Annotated in this window: 15 protein-coding genes; 11 read left to right on the top strand and 4 right to left on the bottom strand. The window is 72.6% G+C overall.

The window, feature by feature from the left end; genetic code table 11:
* Nucleotides 1-105 precede the first annotated feature (105 nt).
* From ABZ635_RS15790 to ABZ635_RS15755, 8 genes are all read left to right on the top strand, one after another.
* A complete protein-coding gene (locus tag ABZ635_RS15790; RefSeq protein WP_357764957.1) occupies nucleotides 106-1,374 on the top strand; it encodes a hypothetical protein in 1,269 nt (422 codons plus the stop codon).
* A 63-nt stretch (nucleotides 1,375-1,437) separates the two neighbouring features.
* On the top strand, nucleotides 1,438-2,217 hold the full coding sequence (cpaB, locus tag ABZ635_RS15785; protein WP_357764954.1) for a Flp pilus assembly protein CpaB: 780 nt from the start codon (nucleotides 1,438-1,440) through the stop codon (nucleotides 2,215-2,217).
* Nucleotides 2,218-2,224: 7 nt separating this feature from the next.
* A complete protein-coding gene (locus ABZ635_RS15780; protein ID WP_357764951.1) occupies nucleotides 2,225-3,625 on the top strand; it encodes an AAA family ATPase in 1,401 nt (466 codons plus the stop codon).
* A gap of 85 nt (nucleotides 3,626-3,710) precedes the next feature.
* Nucleotides 3,711-4,061 (top strand): pilus assembly protein, encoded by a 351-nt coding sequence (locus ABZ635_RS15775; RefSeq protein ID WP_357765075.1) that lies wholly within the window; start codon nucleotides 3,711-3,713, stop codon nucleotides 4,059-4,061.
* 44 nt (nucleotides 4,062-4,105) lie between these two features.
* Nucleotides 4,106-4,468, top strand: coding sequence for a TadE/TadG family type IV pilus assembly protein (locus ABZ635_RS15770; RefSeq protein WP_357765071.1), 363 nt, complete (start codon nucleotides 4,106-4,108; stop codon nucleotides 4,466-4,468).
* 52 nt (nucleotides 4,469-4,520) lie between these two features.
* Nucleotides 4,521-5,846 (top strand): CpaF family protein, encoded by a 1,326-nt coding sequence (locus tag ABZ635_RS15765; RefSeq protein ID WP_357764948.1) that lies wholly within the window; start codon nucleotides 4,521-4,523, stop codon nucleotides 5,844-5,846.
* 82 nt (nucleotides 5,847-5,928) lie between these two features.
* On the top strand, nucleotides 5,929-6,861 hold the full coding sequence (locus ABZ635_RS15760) for a type II secretion system F family protein (RefSeq protein WP_357764945.1): 933 nt from the start codon (nucleotides 5,929-5,931) through the stop codon (nucleotides 6,859-6,861).
* A 57-nt stretch (nucleotides 6,862-6,918) separates the two neighbouring features.
* A complete protein-coding gene (locus ABZ635_RS15755) occupies nucleotides 6,919-7,830 on the top strand; it encodes a type II secretion system F family protein (protein ID WP_357764942.1) in 912 nt (303 codons plus the stop codon).
* A gap of 26 nt (nucleotides 7,831-7,856) precedes the next feature.
* Here ABZ635_RS15755 and ABZ635_RS15750 read toward each other — a convergent pair whose 3' ends face one another.
* Nucleotides 7,857-9,872, bottom strand: a complete 2,016-nt coding sequence (locus ABZ635_RS15750; protein WP_357764939.1) for a serine/threonine-protein kinase — start codon at nucleotides 9,870-9,872, stop codon at nucleotides 7,857-7,859.
* A 158-nt stretch (nucleotides 9,873-10,030) separates the two neighbouring features.
* A complete protein-coding gene (locus ABZ635_RS15745; protein ID WP_357765069.1) occupies nucleotides 10,031-10,909 on the bottom strand; it encodes a nitroreductase/quinone reductase family protein in 879 nt (292 codons plus the stop codon).
* A gap of 661 nt (nucleotides 10,910-11,570) precedes the next feature.
* Between ABZ635_RS15745 and ABZ635_RS15740 the strand changes: the two genes are divergently transcribed.
* Nucleotides 11,571-12,815, top strand: a complete 1,245-nt coding sequence (locus ABZ635_RS15740) for a DUF418 domain-containing protein (protein ID WP_357764936.1) — start codon at nucleotides 11,571-11,573, stop codon at nucleotides 12,813-12,815.
* 42 nt (nucleotides 12,816-12,857) lie between these two features.
* Here the strand turns inward: ABZ635_RS15740 and ABZ635_RS15735 are convergent, their stop codons facing one another.
* Nucleotides 12,858-15,128 carry a protein kinase gene (locus ABZ635_RS15735; protein ID WP_357764934.1) on the bottom strand — a complete coding sequence of 757 codons (2,271 nt, stop codon included), beginning with the start codon at nucleotides 15,126-15,128 and terminating at the stop codon, nucleotides 12,858-12,860.
* A 710-nt stretch (nucleotides 15,129-15,838) separates the two neighbouring features.
* Between ABZ635_RS15735 and ABZ635_RS15730 the strand changes: the two genes are divergently transcribed.
* Nucleotides 15,839-17,293, top strand: a complete 1,455-nt coding sequence (locus ABZ635_RS15730) for an MATE family efflux transporter (RefSeq protein WP_357764931.1) — start codon at nucleotides 15,839-15,841, stop codon at nucleotides 17,291-17,293.
* A gap of 1,740 nt (nucleotides 17,294-19,033) precedes the next feature.
* On the opposite strand, the gene ABZ635_RS15725 is transcribed toward ABZ635_RS15730, so the two are convergent.
* Nucleotides 19,034-19,312, bottom strand: coding sequence for a metalloregulator ArsR/SmtB family transcription factor (locus tag ABZ635_RS15725; RefSeq protein WP_357764928.1), 279 nt, complete (start codon nucleotides 19,310-19,312; stop codon nucleotides 19,034-19,036).
* Nucleotides 19,313-19,556: 244 nt separating this feature from the next.
* Between ABZ635_RS15725 and ABZ635_RS15720 the strand changes: the two genes are divergently transcribed.
* Nucleotides 19,557-20,609 carry an LLM class flavin-dependent oxidoreductase gene (locus tag ABZ635_RS15720; RefSeq protein WP_357764925.1) on the top strand — a complete coding sequence of 351 codons (1,053 nt, stop codon included), beginning with the start codon at nucleotides 19,557-19,559 and terminating at the stop codon, nucleotides 20,607-20,609.
* Nucleotides 20,610-20,806 lie beyond the last annotated feature (197 nt).

Genomic DNA, 20,806 nt, shown 5'->3' with positions numbered 1-20,806 from the left:
ACGCGGGGCGCCCCCGAAGCAACCGACACCGCCCGAGTGCGCAGAACCGATGGAGCCTTCCCAGTGTCCAATGCCCTACCGCGGTCGGCGACGACCGTAGCCCTGTTGGCGGACATCCCCAGCACGGGCCACGTGGGCGAGACCGGAGCGCGGCGGTTCGCCATGACCGGCGACGACGTGGGCGCCCGCAGCGCGGCCTTCGTCGCCTTCGCCAGGGAGGAGGCGCGCGCGGGCCGCAAGATCGTGGCGCTCTACCCCGCCTGGCGGGCCACCGACGCCCGCAAGGCGGTCGACTTCGCCCGTGGTTCCCTGCGCACCGACCACATCGCGGGGATCAGCGTCGACCTGTCCCCGCTGGCCCTCTCCCTGATCGCCGACCAGCTCGCCTTCCTCGCCCCCTACGTGCCGCCGGGCATGGTGGCCGCGCTCAGCGCGGAACTGCCCAAACACCTCCTGGCGGGGGCCTGGCTGAGAACCGTGTCCGGGTTGTCCACGCTCCCCACCAGCCTGGGGCAGCACATGGGGTCGTACGCGCCCACGGTCTCCTTCCTGGCCTACTGCGCGCCCTCCGCCCAGGTGAGTCGGTTGCGCGCCTCCGACATGATCACCGAACTTCCCTTCCGTCCGGTGCAGCCGGTGCAGCTGCTCTGCTCCACCCCGGACCCGAGCATCACCCGGGTGTTCGACGAGAACCTGCCCCAGGCGATCCAGCCCGTGGCCACCCGCAGCCTGCCCGTCCAACCCCTGGGCAGCGCCTACTGGGGCACCACCAAGTACGTGGAGTTCGTGGCGCTGAGCGCGCACCCCCAGGCCCTCGCCTACGCCGCCGGAGCACTGAGCGCGTCGGAGTGCACCTGGTGCGGCGAGTCCGTCGCCGCCACCCCCTGCCCCTTCTGCGGCGGCGACGCCAGCGGCCCTCCCGTCCGGGCCGACCATCCCGCCTCGGCGCCCACCGCGCGGAACGCGACCGGTCCACGGTCCGTGGGTGAGCGCACCGCCCCGGCCGCCGTCGCCCCGAACGGGCAGGGCCTGACGCCGGGCCCCCTCCCCTCCCCAGAAACGGCCTTCGGCGCCCGACTCCCCGGGGCCGCCCCTCCGGGCACCGGGGCCGCCACCCCCTGGACGCCCTCTCCCTGGTCCGCCTCCGCTCGGGACGCGCCGCCCCGGAACGACGGCCGGTCGGCCGCACCCGGGCCGGACGCCTCGACCGCCGCGCCCGCGACCGGGCGACACACCGGTCCCGCACGGGGGCGACGACAGCCCTTCGCCGCTCCTGCGGACCACCGGGCACCCGAACCGGTGCGCCCGCCCGAGGTTCCGGCGGACCCCGACGGTCTACCGCGCCCGGAATCCCCCAGAACCTACTCCCGCTAGGGCCCGACGCTCCGCCGCCCGGACGGACGACCCACGACGACACGGAAACGGATACCACCCCCTATGAACCCCCGTCAGCGACGCGGCGTCCTGCTCATGGTCGTGGCCGCTATCGGCGCCGTCGCCGTGTTCGCCTCCGTCTTCACCTACGTCAACGGGCAGCAGGACCAGGGGGGCAGACTCGCCACCGTCCTGGAGCTGGTCGAGGACGTGGACGCCAACCAACCCCTCGGCCGGGACTCCTACACCGCCGTCGAGGTGCCCGCGTCGTACTTCGATCCCGAGGTCTTCATCTCGGACCTGGAGGAGATCGAGGTCCCCGAGGGGCAGGAGCTGGTCGCCGCCAGCCACCTGGCCAAGGGGTCGATACTCCAGCTCGGCATGGTCAAGCCCCAGCCGACCCTGGCCGCCGGAGAACGCGAGATCGCCATCATGGTGAACGCCGAGAACGGGCTCGCGGGCAAGGTGGGTCGGGGGTCCGTGGTGGACATCTACGGCACCTTCCAGCCGCGTGACCACGGAGAGGCCTGCGCGACCCGGATCGTCACCGCGGTGGAGGTCCTGGACATCGGCGAACTGCGCAGCCAGGAGTCGGAGTCCGGTGGCGTGGCGGGCGTCGTCCCGGTCACCTTCCGTCTCTCCCCGGAGACCGCGCTCCAGCTCGCCTACGCCGAGGAGTTCGCGACGAAGCTGCGGATGGCCCTGGTCAGCGCGGCGGGAGGCGGCGACCCCGGGGACACCCAGGTGTGCAGCGGTGACTTCGACGCGGTCTTCGGCGACGGACTCGGCGGAACCGGCCAGAGTCCGCAGAACGACGAGCGGCGCACGCCGCGGGAAGGGTGAGTGAGCGGTGAACTTCCGAGTCCTGGCGGGGATGCCCACCTCCGAGACGGAGATGGTGATCGCGGCGCGCTTCGAGGAGCTGGCCGCCGCCGACCTCGTCTCGTGCCGCCTCACCAGCACGGACCTGATCAACGGGGCGGGCGAGTACCCCGACCTCGACGTCGTCCTGGTGCACCAGGAGTTGGGCCCCTCCCCGGTCTTCGACACGATCCGGGACCTGTCGCACCGCCACCCGCAACTGGCCATCCTGCTGGTCTCTCCGTCGATGGACCCCGACACCTTCACCGCCGCCATGGAGGCGGGTGCCCGGGGCGTGCTCCCGGCCGACTCGGGGGCGACCGAGTTGGAGACCCGGGTGGCCCGGGCGGCCGAGTGGTCGCGGACGTTGCGGCGACACCTCGAGTCGGCGTCGCTGGACCTTCCCGTCTCCGGGGTGCGCGGCAGGATCGTCACGCTCAGCGGCGCCAAGGGCGGGGTGGGCACCACCACCTGCGCGGTGCACCTGTCGCTCGCGGCGGCCCGGCGGGACCGGCTGGTGTGCCTGGTGGACCTGGACCTCCAGGCCGGGGACCTGCCCGCCTTCCTCAACCTCCAGCACCGCAGGTCGATCGCGGACCTGGTGGACGCGGCCGACGACATCAGCCCGGGCATGCTCGCCGAGACCCTGTACGTCGACCCGCGCGGCCCGCACGTGCTCCTGGCCCCGCAGCACGGTGAGCGCGGTGAGGACGTCACTGCCAGGGCCACCCGCCGTATCCTGAGCGCCCTGCGCTCCCGGTACGAACTGGTGATCGTGGACTGCGGTTCCACGATGAACGAGGCCACCGCCATGGCGGTGGAGGTGGCCGACAGGTCCGTGGTGACGGTGACCCCGGACGTGCCCGCACTGCGCGGCGCCCAGCGGTTGATGGCCATGTGGGAGCGCCTCCAGATCCGCTCCCACGAGGACGTGTACTCGCTGGTCACCCGGCACAGCCGCAAGAACGAGATCCAGCCGGACTTCCTCCAGCAGCTGTTGGGCACGAAGGTGCTGCGCACCCCGGTTCCGGCCGCCTACCGGGCGTTGGAGCCCGGGGAGAACAGCGGCGATCCCACGAAGGTGACGGACGAGGGGCTGCGCAGGGCCTTCGCCCGGTTGGCCTCAGAGCTCGACCTGCTCGTGCCGCCCGCCGCGACCACGAGCGGTATCGGCCCGGGCCGCCACACCACACCCTCGGGCGGGCTTCCACAGGGGTTGGCGGGGCTGGCCTCCCGGCCCCCGACGCAGACCGGCCCCACCACCCGCGACGTGTCCGGGTTCCTCAACTCCCTGGGGGCGGAGTCGGCCGGACACCCGACCTGGCCGACCAGCCCGCCTTCCTGGGGGCCGGGTCCCCGACTCCCGGGGGGCGGCGGTACCGGTGGCTGACGCCCACGGGGCCCACGGGTCGTGCCGGAGCCACCGGGGGGACCGGGGCGCCGTTCTCGTCGAGTTCGCGGCGACGGTCCCGTTCATGATGCTGGCCCTGGCCCTGGTGTGGCAGGTGCTGCTGATCGGCGTCACCTCCATGTACGCGTCCCACGGGGCCTCCGAGGCGGCGCGCCAGGCCTCCGTCACCCCCGACGACCCGGACCGAGTCGACGAGGAGGCCCGCAAACGCGTCCGGGCACCGTGGAACGGCGCGGACGTGATGTCCACGGAGGTCGTCGACCGCGACGGCACGCGGTTCGCGCGGGTGAGCCTGGAGATGCCGGTGTTCATGCCCGGGGTGACGGTTCCGTGGACCCTCACCGGTGAGGCGAAGGTGGTCACCGAGGTCCGTCCCAGGCACACCGTCGAGACGGAGCCGGAGGAAGAGCTCTGAACCGCACACCAGCTTCCGGTCACGCGTCGGGCCCGCGCCGCCTTCTGTTCGGCGACCACCCGCGGTCGGACCGGGGCGGCCCCCTCCTGGAGTTCGCGGCGATCCTGCCGGTGCTGCTGTTCACGGCGGTGGTGGCGATGGAGGTCTTCCTGGCGTTCACGGCGATCGAACGCATCGAGTCCGCCGCCAGGGCCGGGGCGCGGGTCGCCGGAACCCAGCAGTTGTCCGGGGCCGAGGCCGCCGCCCGCGCCGCCCTACCCGGTTGGTTGGACGGCGCCACCGTCACCAGCGGGGCCAACGACAGTGACGGGTACTTCGTGGAGGTCTCGCACCCGCTGCCGATCGTGTTCTCGTCGGTGGACCTGAACCTCACGCTGACCCGACGGGTGGACATGCCGAACGTGTGAGTCACGGGTTTCGTGGCGCCACGGCGGCACACGCAAGGAGGAGACGAGGGACATGGGCCTGAAGGACCGTCTGGAGGAGGACCGCGGCGTCGACGAACGCGCGGACCGCGGCAGTGTCACGCACTGGCGGCGGCGCCTCCTGGAGGAGATCAACCTGGAGGACCTGACCCAGCTGACGCTCGCCCAGCGCCGCGTCCGTCTGGAGAGGGTGGTCGGACACCTCCTGTCCCGCGAGGGTCCGGTGCTGTCGGACCGCGAGCGGTCGGTGCTGATCCGACGGGTGGTGGACGAGGCCCTCGGTCTGGGGGTGCTGGAGCCGCTGCTGGCAGACGAGAGCATCACCGAGATCATGGTGAACGGGCCCGACAACGTGTTCGTGGAACGTGGCGGCCGCATGGAGCGCATCGACGCCACGTTCAACGGCGAGGAACAGCTGTACCAGACCATCGACCGGATCGTGTCGCTGGTCAACCGGCGTGTGGACGAGGCCTCGCCGATGGTGGACGCGCGGCTGCCCAGCGGTGAGCGGGTCAACGTGATCATCCCCCCTCTGTCGCTGTCCGGTCCGGTCCTGACCATCCGCCGGTTCCCCAAGCCCTACCCCATCGAGGAACTGGTGCGGATGGGCAGTCTGGACCAGCCGACCGGGGTGCTGCTGTCGGCGATGGTGCGGGCCCGCTTCAACATCGTGGTGTCCGGCGGTACCGGCACCGGCAAGACGACCTTCCTGAACGCGTTGTCGGCCTTCGTGCCCAGCCATGAGCGCATCGTCACGATCGAGGACTCCGCGGAACTCCAGTTGATGCAGGAACACGTGGTGCGGCTGGAGTCCCGGCCCGCCAACATCGAGGGCCGGGGCGAGATCGCCATCCGCGACCTCGTGCGCAACGCGCTGCGGATGCGCCCGGACCGCATCATCGTCGGCGAGGTCCGCGGCACGGAGACCATCGACATGCTCCAGGCGATGAACACCGGGCACGACGGCTCCCTGGTGACGGTGCACGCCAACTCCGCCGACGACGCCGTCCACCGGTTGCAGACCCTGGCGACCCTGGGCGAGGGAAACGTGCCCTACGAGGCGATCCGGGACCAGATCAACAACGCCGTCGACGCCGTCGTCCACCTGGGCCGCTGGCCGGACGGGTCGCGGCGGGTCAACGAGATCTCCGTGGTGTCGTCGCGGCGGCGCGAGGAGTTCCGGCTCGACCGCCTCATGGAGTTCGCGGCGCTGCCGGTGAACCCCGACCGCTCCGTGGAGGGGCGGTTCCGGCACCATCCGCTTCCCCGCCACGTGGCGAGCCGGATCTACCACGTGGGAGAGAGCATCCCCTCCGTGTTCGGTGTCGTGTCCGACGACCGCTCCCGGGGAGACCGGTGAGGGGCCGCACCGCGTCGCCGACGCGGTGTCCAGGTCGCGTGCTCGCGGGTCGAGGGACGGCTCCGGTTCGAAGGGAGTCAGGGTGAACTGGCAGGTCATGGTGATCCTCGGCGGTCTCGCCCTGGTCCTGGCCGTGATGTTGTGGGCGCTGTGGGAGTTCGTGGCCAGCGCCGAGCAGCGGCGGCTGATCGCCGCGCGAAGCGCCCTGGAACAGGCGGAGTACGAGGCGTCCACGCCGCTGGCCCGGTGGGACGCCCGGCTGCGGCGCACGCAGTGGGGCTCCCGGCTGGCCCGTCGGATGGCGCGGTCGGGCACGGACGTGCGTCCGGCGACGTTCGTCCTGGCGCTGGTGGGCGGGGCCCTGTTGGCGGTCGTGGTGGTGTGGCAGGTGCTCGCGCCGTTCTTCGGGCTGTTGGCGGCGGCCGGCGTGGTGTTCCTGTTCTTCTCCTACCTGCGCAGGGCCGAGGCCAAGCGCCGGGAGGAGTTCACCAACCAGCTGCCGGACCTGGCACGGGTACTCGGCAACGCGACCTCGGCGGGGCTGGCCCTGCCGACGGCGGTGGCCATCGCGGCGGACGAGCTGGACGGTCCGGCCGGGGAGGAGCTCGGCCGAATGGCGGAGTCGATGAAGCTGGGCGCGAGCTTCGAGGAGGCCATCGCCGACCTGCGCCAGAGGATGCCGTCACGGGAGCTGGGGGTGCTGCTGTCCACGCTGGTGGTGGCGTCCCGGTCCGGAGGTTCCCTGGTGACGGCCCTGCGCAACATCTCCACCACGCTGGAGAGCCGCAAGGAGACCCGACGCGAGGTGAACACCATCCTCAGCGAGACGACCTCCACGGTGTGGGCGCTCGGGTTCATGTCGGTGGGTGCCCTGTTCATGATCAACGGCATCGAGCCCGGGATCATGCGCACGATGACGAGCACCGGTCCCGGCATCGCGGTGCTTCTGGTGGTGGCCGCCCTGTTCACGACCGGTTTCGCGCTGGTCGCCCGCATCACACGGTTCAAGATGTAGCTGTCGGCGGCACCTCCGCGGTCTCCTCCGACAGCCCCCGCACCTAAGGACACCCCCGTGAACCTCCCGCTCCTGGCCCCGCTGGCGGCCGCGCTCGCCTCGTCCCTGGTCGTCCTGCTCGCCTTCTACGGCCTGTACCTGACCCGGTCGCACACGCGGGTCCAGGTGGAGGACCCGCTCGACGCCCCGGTCATCGTCAAGAGCGACGAGACCTTCTTCCTGCACCGGATCACCGAACGGATCGGTCGCCCCTTCTCCAGGAGGCTGCTGGCGTCGATGAGTGAGCGTCAGCGGGCGTCGGTCTCCGCCCGCATCGAGGCGGCGGGGCGTCCGGACGGGCTGACCACGGAACGGTACGTGCGGCGCAAGGTCGGCGAGGTGGCCATCTACGGCTCTCTGGCGGTCCTGGTGCTGGCGGCGGACTCCAGTCCGATGCTCGCGCTGCTGGCGCTGGCCTTCACCGGGCTGACCGACCTGAACCTGTACGTGCAGACGCAGGAGCGCGCCGACGAGGTCCAGACGCAGTTGCCGGACTTCCTGGACGTCCTGGCCGTCACGGTGAGCGCCGGGATGTCGTTCCGCGCCGCCGTGGCGCGGGTCGCGGTGTCGATGCCGGGGGTGCTGGCGGACGAGTTCACCATCGCGCTGCGCCAGATGGAGCTGGGCACCTCCCGCCGGGAGGCCTTCGAGTCCCTGCGCCGCCGCAACCGCAACGAGTCGCTGAGCAAGTTCGTGACCGCCATCCAGCAGGCCGAGGAACTGGGCGCGCCGTTGAGCGACACCCTGGTGGACATCAGCCGGGACATGCGCCTGGCCGACGCCCAGTACATGCGGCGCAAGGCCCAGCGCCTCAACCCGAGGGTGACGATGGTGACCGCCGCGACCCTGCTCCCGGGCCTGTTGATCCTCATCGTCGGCTCGATGTTCCTGGGCACCGACATCGACCTCGCCCTGCTGCTCGGGGGCTAGGGAAGGACGCCCGGGGGCCGCTCGGTTCAGCGGCGACGGCCGCCGACGCCCGGCAGTTGGCCGAGGGCGAGCTCCAGGGCACGGAGGGCGTCGTCGCGGTCGGGCACCACGAGCAGCCGCTCGACCGCGTCGACCTCGCTCTGGGAGGGGGCGTCCCTCAGGTCGCGGCGCTTGCGGGAACCGTAGTGCGCGGCCCAGACGAAGGCGGCGGCGGACAGCGACACGGCGATTCCCACGGCTCCCGCGTCGTCCATGGCGTTGGCTGTCAGCAGACAGGCCACGGTGAACAGCGCGGCCCCGACGAAGGCGACCACACCGGTGAAGGCGGCCTCCCCGGCCAGCGCGCTGCGGCTCTCCTCCATGTTCCGCAGGCCGCGCAGCCGCAGCTGCGCGTTTCCGGCGCTCCGCGCGACACCGGCCACCGCTCGGACGGCGACGGCCGCCGCCCGCCGGTCTCCGGGAGGGGTCCGGAGAGCGCCCTGGGCAAGGGCCGTGCGCCACGGCCCTTGGGGGACTTGGACCAGGGCCCGCTCCAGCGACTCCTCCTCGGTGCGGCCGCTGGACAGCTCGACGACCAGGTGGGCGGTGAGGGTCAGCGGCCGGACGTCGACGCGCATCAGGGGCCCGGTGAAGCGGCCGCGCAGGGGCGAGGACCATCGTTCGTAGTCCCCGGCCAGGCGCACGGTGGTCGGGACGAGGCGGGCGACCTCCTCGTACACGGAACAGGGGCGGCCGACCTCACACGGGTGGCCGGGCTGTGCGCAGTGGTGTCGCGCCAGGACCGGTAGGGCCCCGCTCTCGATCGCCGCGCTCACCGTGGGGTCGTGCGGTGCCTCGGGGTCGTCAGCGGCGCGGGCGAGGTCGGAGAGGGTCATCCGGACCCCCCGATAGACGGGCGGCAGGTCCGGACGCAGCAGCGCGACCAGCCGGGCGACCTCCAGGTCGTGGCTCGCGCCGTGGTCGTCCTCGATCCAACGGCGTGCCGGTGATCCCGGCGGCAGCCAGTCGGTGAGCGAGCGCCGCCGGGTCGGGGAGGCCAGGAGCGCGACGGCACGGTCCCAGTTCGGGCGCATGGCCTCGGCCAGGTCGCCCGGGTGCAGGTGGAGCCCGTTGGCGAACGCGAACGCCTCCCCCGGGCGGGCGTGGGCGAGTGGTCTCCCGGCCCCTGACGGCGGCGGTCCGGACGGCGGTTCCCCGGACCGCGGGGGCCGCGCGGGGGCGCGGGGCGAGGGAACGGTCGCGCGGTCCGCTTCCATGGGGGCGCCGATGAGGAGGGCGAGGAGTTCGGCAGCGGTGGGACGGTGTCGCGGGTCCTTGTCCAGGCACCGGGCCACCAGGGGTCCCAGGGCGTCGGGGAGTCCGCTGAGGTCGGGTTCCGCGGAGACCAGCCGGTGCAGGATCGCCGCCGGGTTCGGGCCGTCGAAGGGAGCCCGGCCCGTGGCCGCGAAGACGGTCACCGATCCCCAGGCGAAGAGGTCGATCGCCGAGGTCGACGGCCGACCCTCGATCTGTTCGGGTGCCATGTACCTCGGGGTACCGATGAGCGCGCTCGACAGCGTGCCCGCCCCCTCCAGCGCCCGCGCCACACCGAAGTCGATCACCCTCGGCCCGTCCGGAGCCAGCATGATGTTGGCGGGGGTGAAGTCGCGGTGGACGATCCCCGCACCGTGGATGGCCGCCAGGGCGGTGGTGGTGGCGACGGCCAGGCGGTGCAGGTCCGCGCCGGAGCACGGTCCCTCCAGGCGCACGGTCTCGTGGAGGGTGCGTCCCTCCACGTACTCGGTGACGACCCAGGGGGTGGTGGCGTTCGGGTCCGCGTCGATCACCCGTGCGGTGCAGAAAGAGGCCACTGTGCGGGCCAGCTCCACCTCCCGTGCGAACCGCTCCCGTACGCCGGGGTCACCCGCGTGCCGGGGGTGCATGATCTTGACCGCGCCGAGTCCGCCCTCGGGGTGTCGGCCCAGGTAGACCGAGCCGAATCCGCCGTGCCCCAGCAGACGGAGGAGCCTGTGGCCGCCGACGGTGACGTCAACCCCTACCAAGATCCGTCCTCTCGTGTGACCGATGTGTGACGGAAGGTGGGATGTGCGGGCCCTCACGGGGGTTCGCTCCGTGACCGGATCGTGGCGAACCCCCGCGGAGCCGGGCCCGGGAGCAGGTCGGCCCCCGGGCCCCCCGAGTCACCGGGGCGGGAGACGGGTCACCTGGGCGGGAAGGGGATCGAGGACAGGGTGGGGATCAGGGTGTCCTCCTCGAAGTCCAGGTGGGCCTGGAGTTCTTCGGTCAGCCGGTCGAGTTCGGCCATGAAGCGCGCGCGGTCGGCGGTGGCGACGTCGGCGAGCAGGGCCTCCAGTTCACCCCGGACGCGATCGACCACGCGGTGCTCCTCCACCAGGCGCTCGATCGGTTCCCGCAGGTGCGGGAACCCCTCGGCGAGCCCGGGGAACATGGTGTCCTCGCCGGTGTGGTGGAAGTGCAGGGACTCGCAGAAGGCCAGGCAGTGCTGGCGGATCTGGAGGTTGAGCCCCACGCCGGAGTCGGTCGCCGAGGCGTCCCGCCCGGCGAGGTAGCGCTCGGCCTCCACCCGCACGTTGGCGAGCTGGCCGCGCAACCAGGTGTGGACCTGGACGAGCTTGTCCGCGAGGTTGTCCGCCTCGTCGGGGCCGAACGCGGGCGGGTGCTGCAACTCGACCACCGGAAGCAGCCGCTCCGTCTGTTCCTGGTACTCGCCGTACCCCGGCAGGCGGCGGACGATCTCCTGGAAGACATGGTCGCGTTCCCCGCCCTCCAGCGGGACGGCGACGGACTCGCGGGGGTCCTCTCCCGGAAGCTCCACGGTCACCATCGGGTGGGCGAGCAGGTGACGGTACCAGGCGGGGTGCTCCGGGGCGCCCCCGGCGGAGCCCACCACGAACACCCGGTCGTCGATCCGGACGAAACCGAGCGGGTTGGTGTACTCGTGCCCCGAGCGCTCTCCCTTGGTGGTGAGCAGCAGCAGGTCGCCGCCGGCGAACCGGCCGCCCACGCGGCCTCCGTTGGCCCGGAACTCGGTCACCACCGCCTCGTTCCAGGGGCTCACCCTGGGTGCCGGACGCTGGTGCGGGCCGACCGGCGGTTGGTCGGCGGGGGTCGACGCGGAGTCGTGGTCGGTGCTGTCGTGGGTGTTCTGGTCGTGCTTGTCCGTCAAGGGACGGTCCTCTCACTGGTGTGGAGGCGGACGCCGCCGAGGGCGCGATGGCGCGCTCGAACTCCGAAAGGCCCGTACGGTTCGGGAGCGGGGCAGGTCACCGGGCAGCCGTCGGGTCGGGAGGGGTCGGAGGAGTCCGCCCGGAAGGGTGCGGTGGGCACCGAAGGGCGGTGGGGCGGCCGAGGCGCGGCCCGGGTGCGACGGCGGGGCGGACCCGCGGGGCCCGGAGTCACCGGGGCCGGAGGCTCACGGTCCCGAAGGACGTGTCGCACCGGAGCCGCGAACGGCTCGGCCCGCTCAGACGCGGAACGTGGTGTGTGTGCTCACGATGGGCTCCCCGAAAGATCATGGCGCCTCCATGCTTCCGGCCGGCCCACTGCTCTTTGGCCGGGAACACGCGACGCACCACCACCTTAGGCGCCCGTTCCGGTGGGGACAAACCCACCCGAAGTCTCGTGCGGGCCCCATCGGCCGGGGGCCGAGGTCTCCGTAGCTTCGTCGTCGGGTCCCGAACCCGGACCTGCCCCGCAGCCGCGTCGACGAGAGAGTCACCATGAGCAGCTCCCCCCGCCCGCCCTCCAACGGAACCCCACCGCCCCCCTCCCCCGGACGCTCCCTCGCACCGGACCTCGCGCGCGGCTTCATGCTGCTGTTCATCGCGCTGGTCAACGCCCAGTTCTTCCTCACCCACTCCGAGACCGTTCGTTCCGTCGCCGACCAGGTGCTGGTGCTCGTCCAGAGCACCCTGGTGAACGGGCGGGCGATCCCGTTGTTCTCCCTGCTCTTCGGCTACGGCACGGTGTGGATCATGCGGAGGGTGATCGACTCCGGCGGCGGGTGGGTGCACGCCCGCGTGGTGCTGCGCCGCCGCGGCTGGTGGATGCTGGCGATCGGCCTGGCGCACGGGGTACTGCTCCTGCCGGTGGACATCGTCGGGGCCTACGGGCTCGGCCTCCTGCTGTTCGTGGGGTTCCTGCGCGCACGGGACGCCGTCCTGCTGTGGTCGGCGGGGGCGGTCGCGGTCGCCTCCGCCGCTCTGAACACGCTCCTCGGTCTGGGAGGGGCGCTCGGGTCCGCACCCGAGAACGCCGCCACGGCGCCGGCGGTTCCCTCTCTCGTGGAGTCCGACTTCCTCGCGGCCTGCGCCGAACGCTTCGCCGAGTGGACCCTGTACACCCCGGTGACCCTGTTGTTCGTGGTGCTGCCGCCGTTGCTCGTCGGGATGTGGGCCGGTCGCCGGGGCATCCTGGAACGCCCTGAGGAGCACCGCGACCTGCTGGTGCGCACCGCCGTCGTCGGCCTGGCGGTCGCCGCGGCCGCGGGCCTGCCGGACGCACTGGTGACCTCGGGTCTCCTGCCCGAGCCAGGACGGGTCGCCCTGACGTCACTGTGGATCGTGCACGACCTCGCTGGCTGGGCGGGCGGGCCCGGATGGGCGGCCCTGATCACCCTGGTCGCGTCCGGGCTGACCGAGCGGGCACGGGCCCGTGCGGGGCGCGCCGACGCCTCCCCCGGCCCGGTCGCCACGGCCGTCGCCGCCGTGGGAGAGCGTTCGCTGAGCTGCTACCTGACGCAGGCGGTCGTGTTCACCGCGGTGTTCGCCCCCTACGGTCTGGGATGGGGTGCCGGAGCGAGCGCGACGGTGGCCGCCGGGGTCGCGGTCCTCACCTGGGGTCTGACCGTGGTCCTCGCCGAGGCCTCCCGGCGGCTGGGGCTGCGCGGACCGGCCGAGGTGCTGCTGCGGAGGCTGACCTACGCGCGCGTCCACCTGCCGTCCGGCGACCGGAGATCGCACTGACACCGGGGCCGTCGCGGCGCTCCGGGGGTCGGACGCCCGGGCTCAGTCGCCGCCCCGCCCCCGAGGACCGTCCGCCGGGCAGAGCGTCATGTCGTTCTCACCGGGAAGGGTTCCCGGAAGGGCGAAGTGGCCCGAACCGAGCCGGTCGGTGTCCCGCCACTCCTCGGTACCGTCCACGTCGTAGCAGTGGCCGCTGGGGTCATGGAGCAGGGCGCCCGAGTACGCGGAGGGCCGGTAGGCGATTCCGGCGCGCTCCGGCGCCCCCGGGACGAGGACGGAGACCTCGGCGGTCGGGTTCTGCGGGCTCAGTTCGGCGAGGACGGTCATGGGAACGCCGAGCTCACTGCCGCTTCCTCCCCTGACGACCTCCTTGTCGACGCCCCCGTTCCGGTCGGGGTCGAGCGGGGTCAGGGTCAGGAAGTCCTCTTCGTACACCCGGTGGCTGCCGACGTCGGGGAAGTAGGCGAGCTCGGCCGTGAACTCGACGCCCTCGCCCGTGTCGCGTACGCCGGTCAAGCACACGCTCATCACCGGAAACGCCTCCACGAGGGAGGTGACCAGACCGAAGTCGACCGTGTCGTGGTCGAGCGGGGAGACGAACGGCCACACCTCGGGATCGGAGTTCGGCTCGCCCTCGGGGCCGGGCACGAGCAGAGCCGCGTAGGTGTCGGGGGACACGGCTCCCGAACCGAAGGGCCGCCACGGGGCGTGGTCCTGCTGCGCACTCAACCGTTCCTCGTCGTCGCAGGCCAGCGAGGTGACGACGTCCTCCAGGATCTCCTCGTGCTCGGGACCGGCCGGTTCCTCGGTGGTCTCCTCGGCCACCACGGTGTCGGCGGGTGACGCGGCGAGGGTGTCGAACAGGAGGTAGCCGCCGCCCAGTACCGCGACCATCCCGACCGCGCCCACGGCGAGCCACAGACCGACCCCGCTCCGGGAGTCGGTGTCCTCGTCCGTGTCGAGGCTCCCGGCTGACTCGGCCTCGGAGGGACCGCGCCCGCCGCCCGTCGCCGGTCCGAACAGGTAGTCTGCCCCGCCCCTTCCCGCCGTCCCCGCGCTACGCGTTCCGGGGGCGGGCCCGCCCCCGAACCCCGTCGCCGGTCGCGGGGTGTGACCGTACGCCTCGGCCGCGGCCTCGGGCCCCCAGGCGTCCTCATCCGGCGGGTCGGGGTCCGCGCCGGGACCGGGGGCCGGACCGGTCCCTCCGGAGTGCGCGTCGGCGGAGGTTCCGGCCGGGGCGTCGGACGCGCCCGGAGCGGGCGCGGCGGCGAGGGCTCCGGGGCCACTGGAGGCGTCGGCGGAGCCGGGGACACCGGGAGTGCCCCGCCCGCCCCGCTCCTCAGCCCGGGCGAACCGGGCCCAGTGGTCCCGGTCGTACCAGCTCACGTCCGGCCGGGGCCAGTGCCGGGCGACGAGCCCGCGCAGCTGCCCGGGCCAGGTGTCGGCGGTCGACCGTTCGTCGATGCCCAACAGCAGCAGGCACTCCAGGTAAGCGTCCTCGGCGGTGGGTCTGCGTTCCTGGTCCGGGGAGAAGGCGCGCAGGAGGAGCGGGCGCAGGTCCTCCGGGAGCGCTCTCAGGTCGACCCGCGACTCACGGGCGCGACGCGCCATCTCCCACAGGATCTGCCCAGGGACCCGCCCCGGGGTGTGACCGGCCGGAGAGGCGCCGAAGGGCGGTTCACCGGTGGCGGCGAACACCACGAGACAGGCCCAACCGTGCACATCGGAGCGGTGAGTGGCGGGCGAGCCCTCGTAGCGCTCGGGGGCCAGCCAGCCCAGGCTGGTCCCGCTCTGCACCGACGCGGCGTCGTCGACGCGACGGGTCACGCCGAAGTCCAGGAGCCGAGGACCGCCCTCCGTCACCACCAGGTTGTCGGGCCGGACGTCTCCGTGCACGGAACCCGTGACGTGGGTCGCGGCGAGCGCCTCGGCCAGTCCGGCGGCCAGCACGAGAAGCGGGTCTCCGGCGAATCGACCGTGCGTCCGCACGTGCTCGGCCAGGTCTGGTCCCGGCAGGTGGTCGATCGCGGCCCACGGTCGGCCCTCGTGCGTCCCGGCGTCCCGGGCTTCCGCCGCGCACACTCCCTGGGCCCGACCCGTCGCCACCCGGCCCCCGGAGTCGTCCGCGGGGGCCCATTCGGCACCGGCGAGGCGAAGCGACACCGGTTCGTCCTCTGGCGAGACGGCGGCGAAGAGGGTGCTCACACCGTCGGCGCCCAACCGCCCGATCAGGCGATAGCGGCCCACCTGGAGCGGGTCGCCGTCGGTCAGGGGGGCGACGTTCGGCGGCAGAGCGGGGAGGGAGAAGTCCATTGGGGGGGCAGCTTTCCACACATCAGGAACGGTTGTGGTGGGCTGTGCCGGGATAGCACATTCGATCCCTTTTCCCTGCGAACCTACCTAATTCGTGAGGCATCCGATACGGCACTCCTCCTCTTTCGCGCACGCGCCGCTTCCCTTCCGGACCGGCGCGCGAACTCCGGGGAGCGCACCCTCCCGCGCGGCCCCGAACCGGGGTCACCCCTGATCACCGGGGTTCACGGGATGCGTCCCGTTCGTCGCCACCGTTGCCGAACCGTCTCACCGCGGACTCCGCCCACGGACACGGTGGGTGAGGACGTTATGGGAAGGAGAGGAAATCGGTGCACTGCTCCGTGAAACCGGACCCGACCGGCGGGTGACCGGAGCGCCCGTTCCCGGGGCCCCGAGGGCGGCCCGCCGCTCGCCCCCAGCCCGGGCCGCCCTCCGGGAGGTCGGGGCGCCGACCACTCGGGCCACATCCGGCCACTGGGGCGCCGTGGGACCGGCTGGCGACCACCGGCGGGGAGCCGTTCCGGGAACACGCTCGCGCCCGATCCCACCAGCGCGGCAGCCCGCGCCCACGGCGCCTCCGCGTACCACCGGGGAGGCGGGGACGAAGCTCGACCCCGCCACGGAGCGGGCACCGGGCCGAGCACGACGCGAACCACCGGCCCCACCGCTGATAGCGTTTTTCGAAGCCCGCTTCACGACACGAGAAGACCATGGCTGACGACACCCCTCCCCAGGCCGCCGAGCCCGACGCCGGTACCTCCCCCGCGCCCGGCGGCGCCGCTCCTGCGACCACTCCGCCGACGAGGGCTCCCGCGCGGGACGCGCCGGAGGGGGACGCGCCGCCGCCCTTCCCCCGACTGGTCGGAATGGTCGCGGGCAAGGCACTCCCCCTCTACCTCTCCATGGTCGCCACCGTCATCGGGACCATGGTGACCGCCGGGGTCCTGGGGCACACCGGAACCGCCGTCCTGGCCGCCTACGCTGTGACCGTCTCCCTGTACAACCCGGCCGCGATGGTGGTCCAGGGAGCACTGCGCGGATCGATGCCCTTCGTCGCCCAGCACAGGGACCGCCCCGAAGCCCTCGCACCCACCCTGCGCGACTCCCTCTGGCTCGCTCTGTGCATGGGGCTGCTCGGCGGCACCGTGGTCGCGGCGGTACCACTGGTCGCCCGGCTGGTGGGTGTCCCCGCCGAGACGACGGCCGCCTTCGGGCCGTTCCCCCTCCTGATGGCGCTCGCCCTCCTAGCCAACGCCTTCCAGTCCTGCGCCACCGTCCTGCTCATCGGCCTGGGACGGTCGAAGCAGGCGATGACCGTGGGACTGCTCGGCACCGTGTCGTCCGTGGCCCTGACCCCCACCCTGGTCCTCGTCGCCGGCCTGGACATCACCGGCGCCGGGATCGCGATGTTCCTCACCGCCCTCACCACGGCGGCCACGGCCCACGTGCTGCTGCGACGCGGAACCGGACCGACCCCGCGCCCCACGGGCCCCATCGCGCCGAACTGGCCCGGGATCTGGCACATCGCCCGGGTCGGGCTGCCCATGGGCTCGACCATGCTCATCAAGTTCGGCGTCCTGGGCCTGCTCGCGATGGCCGCGGCCCGGATCGGTCCCGTCGAGGCCGCCGCCCACCAGGTGATGATCACGTTGGCGACCTTCGTCTTCCTCCCGGCGACCGCCACGGGGCAGGCCGCGGTTCCCTTCATGGCGCGCGCCGCCCCCGGGGCCGAGGTCTCCGAGGGCACCCCGCGGCACGGTTTCGGCGAGGTCCGCCGGGCGATGGGCGCGGGCCTGGCCCTCGCCCTGCCGGTCGTCGCGTCGAGCATGCTGCTGGTCTGGGCGGTGTCGGGGCCGATCGTCGGCGTCTTCACCCCCGACCCCGCGGTCGCGTCACTGGTGGCGGCGCTGATCCCGGTCCTCTTCGTGGTGGTCCTGGCCGACGGTGTGCAGGCCGTGCCCGGGATGGGGCTCCTCGCGCTCAAACGCACCACCCCCACCCTGTACGCCTTCGCCGTGTGCTTCGGACTGCTGGCGCTGGCCGCCTTCCCGGTCGCCTCGTCCGGCGGGCTGGCCTGGCTGTGGTGGGCCTACGCGCTCGCCAACCTCGGCCTGGTCGTCGGGCAGGGCGGCGGATTCCTCCTTCTGACCCGGGGCCGGGGCTGAACGGGTGCCCCCGCCCCGGGGAACGGCGGCGCAGAGCGGAGGCGGATGGCCCGGGAGGGGTGGTCCGAGGTCGGACCGACCGTTCCCGGCACGAACCGCCGTCCGCGCCCGGAACGGACCACTCCATGCGGGACTCGCATAGATCCCGTGACGCGGCCCGCCGACTCCCGCGTGACCGGTCGGGTTCCGGCCCACGACCCAGGACCCACGAGCGGCTCGGGCCACCGCCGAGCTGGCACGGCCCCGCGTTTCATCCGGGGAACAACACGGCGTTCTCCGGTAACGACCATTCGTATTCACCCCGAAAACCCCCCGGGTAATACGCGCCTTCACCATTTCGCCACCCCGCCGCGCTCACCGCGACACAGGGCGCCGGAACCGCTCCGAACGCGACTCCCGGCGGGCGACGCGACCGCGCGCTCCTGACGGGTACCGCGCCCGCGCCGCCGCGCTCACCGCCCGCGCACCGCGAGCGGGGAAACCGGACAGTCGGCCCACCACAGGGAACACCGCCCGATGCCACGCGCCTGGTCGCAGAAGTCCGCCCCGTGAGCGCGTGGAGGGCCCCACGAGCCCCCGGAGACGCCCGTGGCGACCACACCCGCCACCGCCGCACCGGTGTGGCGCCCCGCGGCCTCCCGCCCCACGAGGGCCTCGCGAGGGCCCTGTACGGGCCCCCGCGCCACCGGATCAGCCGCCCCAAGGGTGTCCGGTTTCCGCCAAGCGATGACTTAAGACACCAAACCACCTACAAAAGACGGCGTCAGCGCGTCGCGCCCACCAATCCGGAGGCCGCCAATGACCACCCCGAGTGCACCACTCCAGGCACCCCGGGAATCAGATTGGGGAATTGCCTCGGAACGGCTGCGGAGCACCACCCGGCTGGGGCATACTCGGAACGTCGGCCGCCAGGCGGCGCGAGCTTCGAAGCCGGAGTCAGCGCCTGCCCGGGCGTCCGTGTGGTGCGCTCTGCCTTTCGCGCATTCGTCCGTTTTCGGGACTCGTCCGTCGGTTCACGTTCACCGCGGTGCGTGGTTTTCGAACGGGGACGTCATGGTGCGGCGAGGCGATAGGGTGCACCTGCGGGATCTCGCTTTCTCACGTTCGTCACACGAGAGAGACGCGGGTTCGACGGGGAACGGCACGTGGAAGTTCTGAATCTAGGGGGAACTTCCACCCAGGACGCTCCCACCCGCCGGGGTGGCGTTGGATTCGGGGGAATTCACGTTCGCCGAGCACGTGAATGTTCCATTCGCCATCAAGGGGACCGCCGTACCTCTGCTGCCCTCCGGACAACACCGCCGTCGGAGGGCAAAGGGGAACAGAGGGCGCGGAACCCGGTCACGAAGAGAAGAAAAGGGGGGCCCACTCCGCTTCCACCACGGGGGGAACGGGAGCGGAGGCCAACCTCGACGTCGGCCCCGGTCCGCGTCGGCTCACACGGAGCCGACCCGGCCGGGGTCGCCGTCGTCCCCATCGCACGGACGGAAGCGGTTGTCGAGCCTCCACCCTCATCGCGCATACGGCCGCCGATAGCCCCCGCCCCGGGTCGCAACGCGCCCGCCCCACACCACAGCAAGAATCCCGCAGGGTCGGGAACTCAGCGTGACCGGGCTTCGTTGCGTCTGCGTGAGTGAAGACATGACGTGTCCGCGCCACCGGGCCGCGCCGGGGCGCACCCCCCGGCCCCTACCGCGCGCACGGCACCGGAGCGGCCCCCCGCCGCGCCCCGGACCCCCCTCACTGGGGGTCGCTGCAACCCAGTACGGTCTCGAGCAGGCCAGGGAAACGCCCGTCGAGGTCCTGGTCCCGCAACGAGACAAAGCAACGCGTGCCCTCGGTACGGTTCTGGACCACCCCGGCGTTGCGCAGGATCTTCAGATGATGGCTCAGGGTCGACTGCGCGATCGGCAGCTCGATGTCCTTCCAGGCGCGTTCGCCGTCGAACTCCGCGAGCATGCGCACGATCCGCATCCGAGTGGGTTCGGCGAGCGCCGACAGGACCGTGATCAGATCCACCTCCGACAGGGGCGGATGCTCGCGCCCGCGGGACGTCCCCCTGGGAACCAAGACCCCACCTCCACTTCCTCCGCCGTACGGCCGTTCCACGCGTTCACCCGGGGGGACCACCAGCCCTCCGACACCGGCCCGAAGGCCGGGTCGGCCGACGACCAGGATTTGGCGTGCGTTCAGCGGCGAGTGTACCGTCAGTGTTCGATGTTCGTCGATCATCGAATGAACCAGGCCAGTGGGGGTAACTGAGATGTCGCAAACAACCGGGGGCACGGAGGCCACAGGACCGGCGAACCGGCCCGCCCTGTCCGTCCTGGACCACGCCAGCATCGTCGAGGGTTCCCACCCCGGCGAGGCCCTGCGCGACGCGCGCGAACTCGCCCAGAACCTGGAGCGCTGGGGTTACACCCGCTTCTGGCTCTCCGAGCACCACAACATGAGGGCCATCGCCAGCGCGGCCACCTCGGTCGCGCTCGGTTTCATCGCCGAGGGCACCTCCACCATCCGGGTGGGGTCCGGCGGCGTCATGCTCCCGAACCACTCCCCGCTGGTCATCGCGGAACAGTTCGGCACCCTGGAGTCCCTGTACCCCGGACGCGTCGACCTCGGTCTCGGCCGCGCGCCGGGCACCGACCCCCGGACCATGCGGGCGATGCGCCGCGACTCCTCGGCCTCCTCGACCTTCCCGCAGGACGTCCAGGAGCTGCGGTCGCTCTTCGAGCCCGCCAGCCCCGGCCAGCCGGTCCGCGCCGTCCCCGGCGAAGGCCTGCGGGTACCCCTGTGGATTCTCGGTTCCAGCCTCTTCGGTGCCCAGCTCGCGGCCCACCTGGGTCTCCCCTACGCCTTCGCCTCGCACTTCGCCCCGAGCGCGCTCCACGACGCGCTCGCTGCCTACCGGACGGACTTCGCGCCCTCCGAACAGGCCGACAGGCCGTACGCGATGGCCGGGATCAACGTGGTGGTCGCCGACACCGACGCCGAGGCGAAGAGGCTGTTCACCTCCCAGCAGCAGGCCTTCCTGGGCATCATGCGCAACGCGCGCGGCCTGCTCCAGCCACCGGTCGAGAGCTCCGCCATGGACACGATGTGGCGGCCCGGAGAGAAGGAGCAGACCGACGCGATGCTCCGCTACTCCTTCGTGGGCTCCCCGGAGACCGTGCGCGCCAAGATCGACCTCTTCGTCGCCGACACCGGTGTGGACGAGCTGATGGTCTCCTCGATGATCCACGACAAGAAGGCCCGGTTCCGCTCCTACGAACTGCTGGCCGACCTCTTCGACCTGGAGGCCCCCGCCGCGGGCTGACCACGGTCGACACGAAGCCCTGACCGGGGGTACTGGTCAAGGGCGCGGTTCCGGGCCAGGCAGGGCCCGGAACCGTTCTCCCCGGTCACTGGGGTGGGGGGGGGGGGGGGGCGGCCCCCCCCCCCCCCACCCCACCCCCCGGCCCCCCACCCCCCCCCCCCCCCCCCCCCCCCCCCCCCCCCCCCCCCCCCGGAACC

It is taken from the genome of Nocardiopsis sp. NPDC007018, from assembly GCF_040635075.1.
Taxonomy (GTDB): Bacteria; Actinomycetota; Actinomycetes; order Streptosporangiales; family Streptosporangiaceae; genus Nocardiopsis.
Note: the sequence above shows the minus strand (reverse complement) of the source record. Positions and strands in the feature narration are given on the sequence as shown.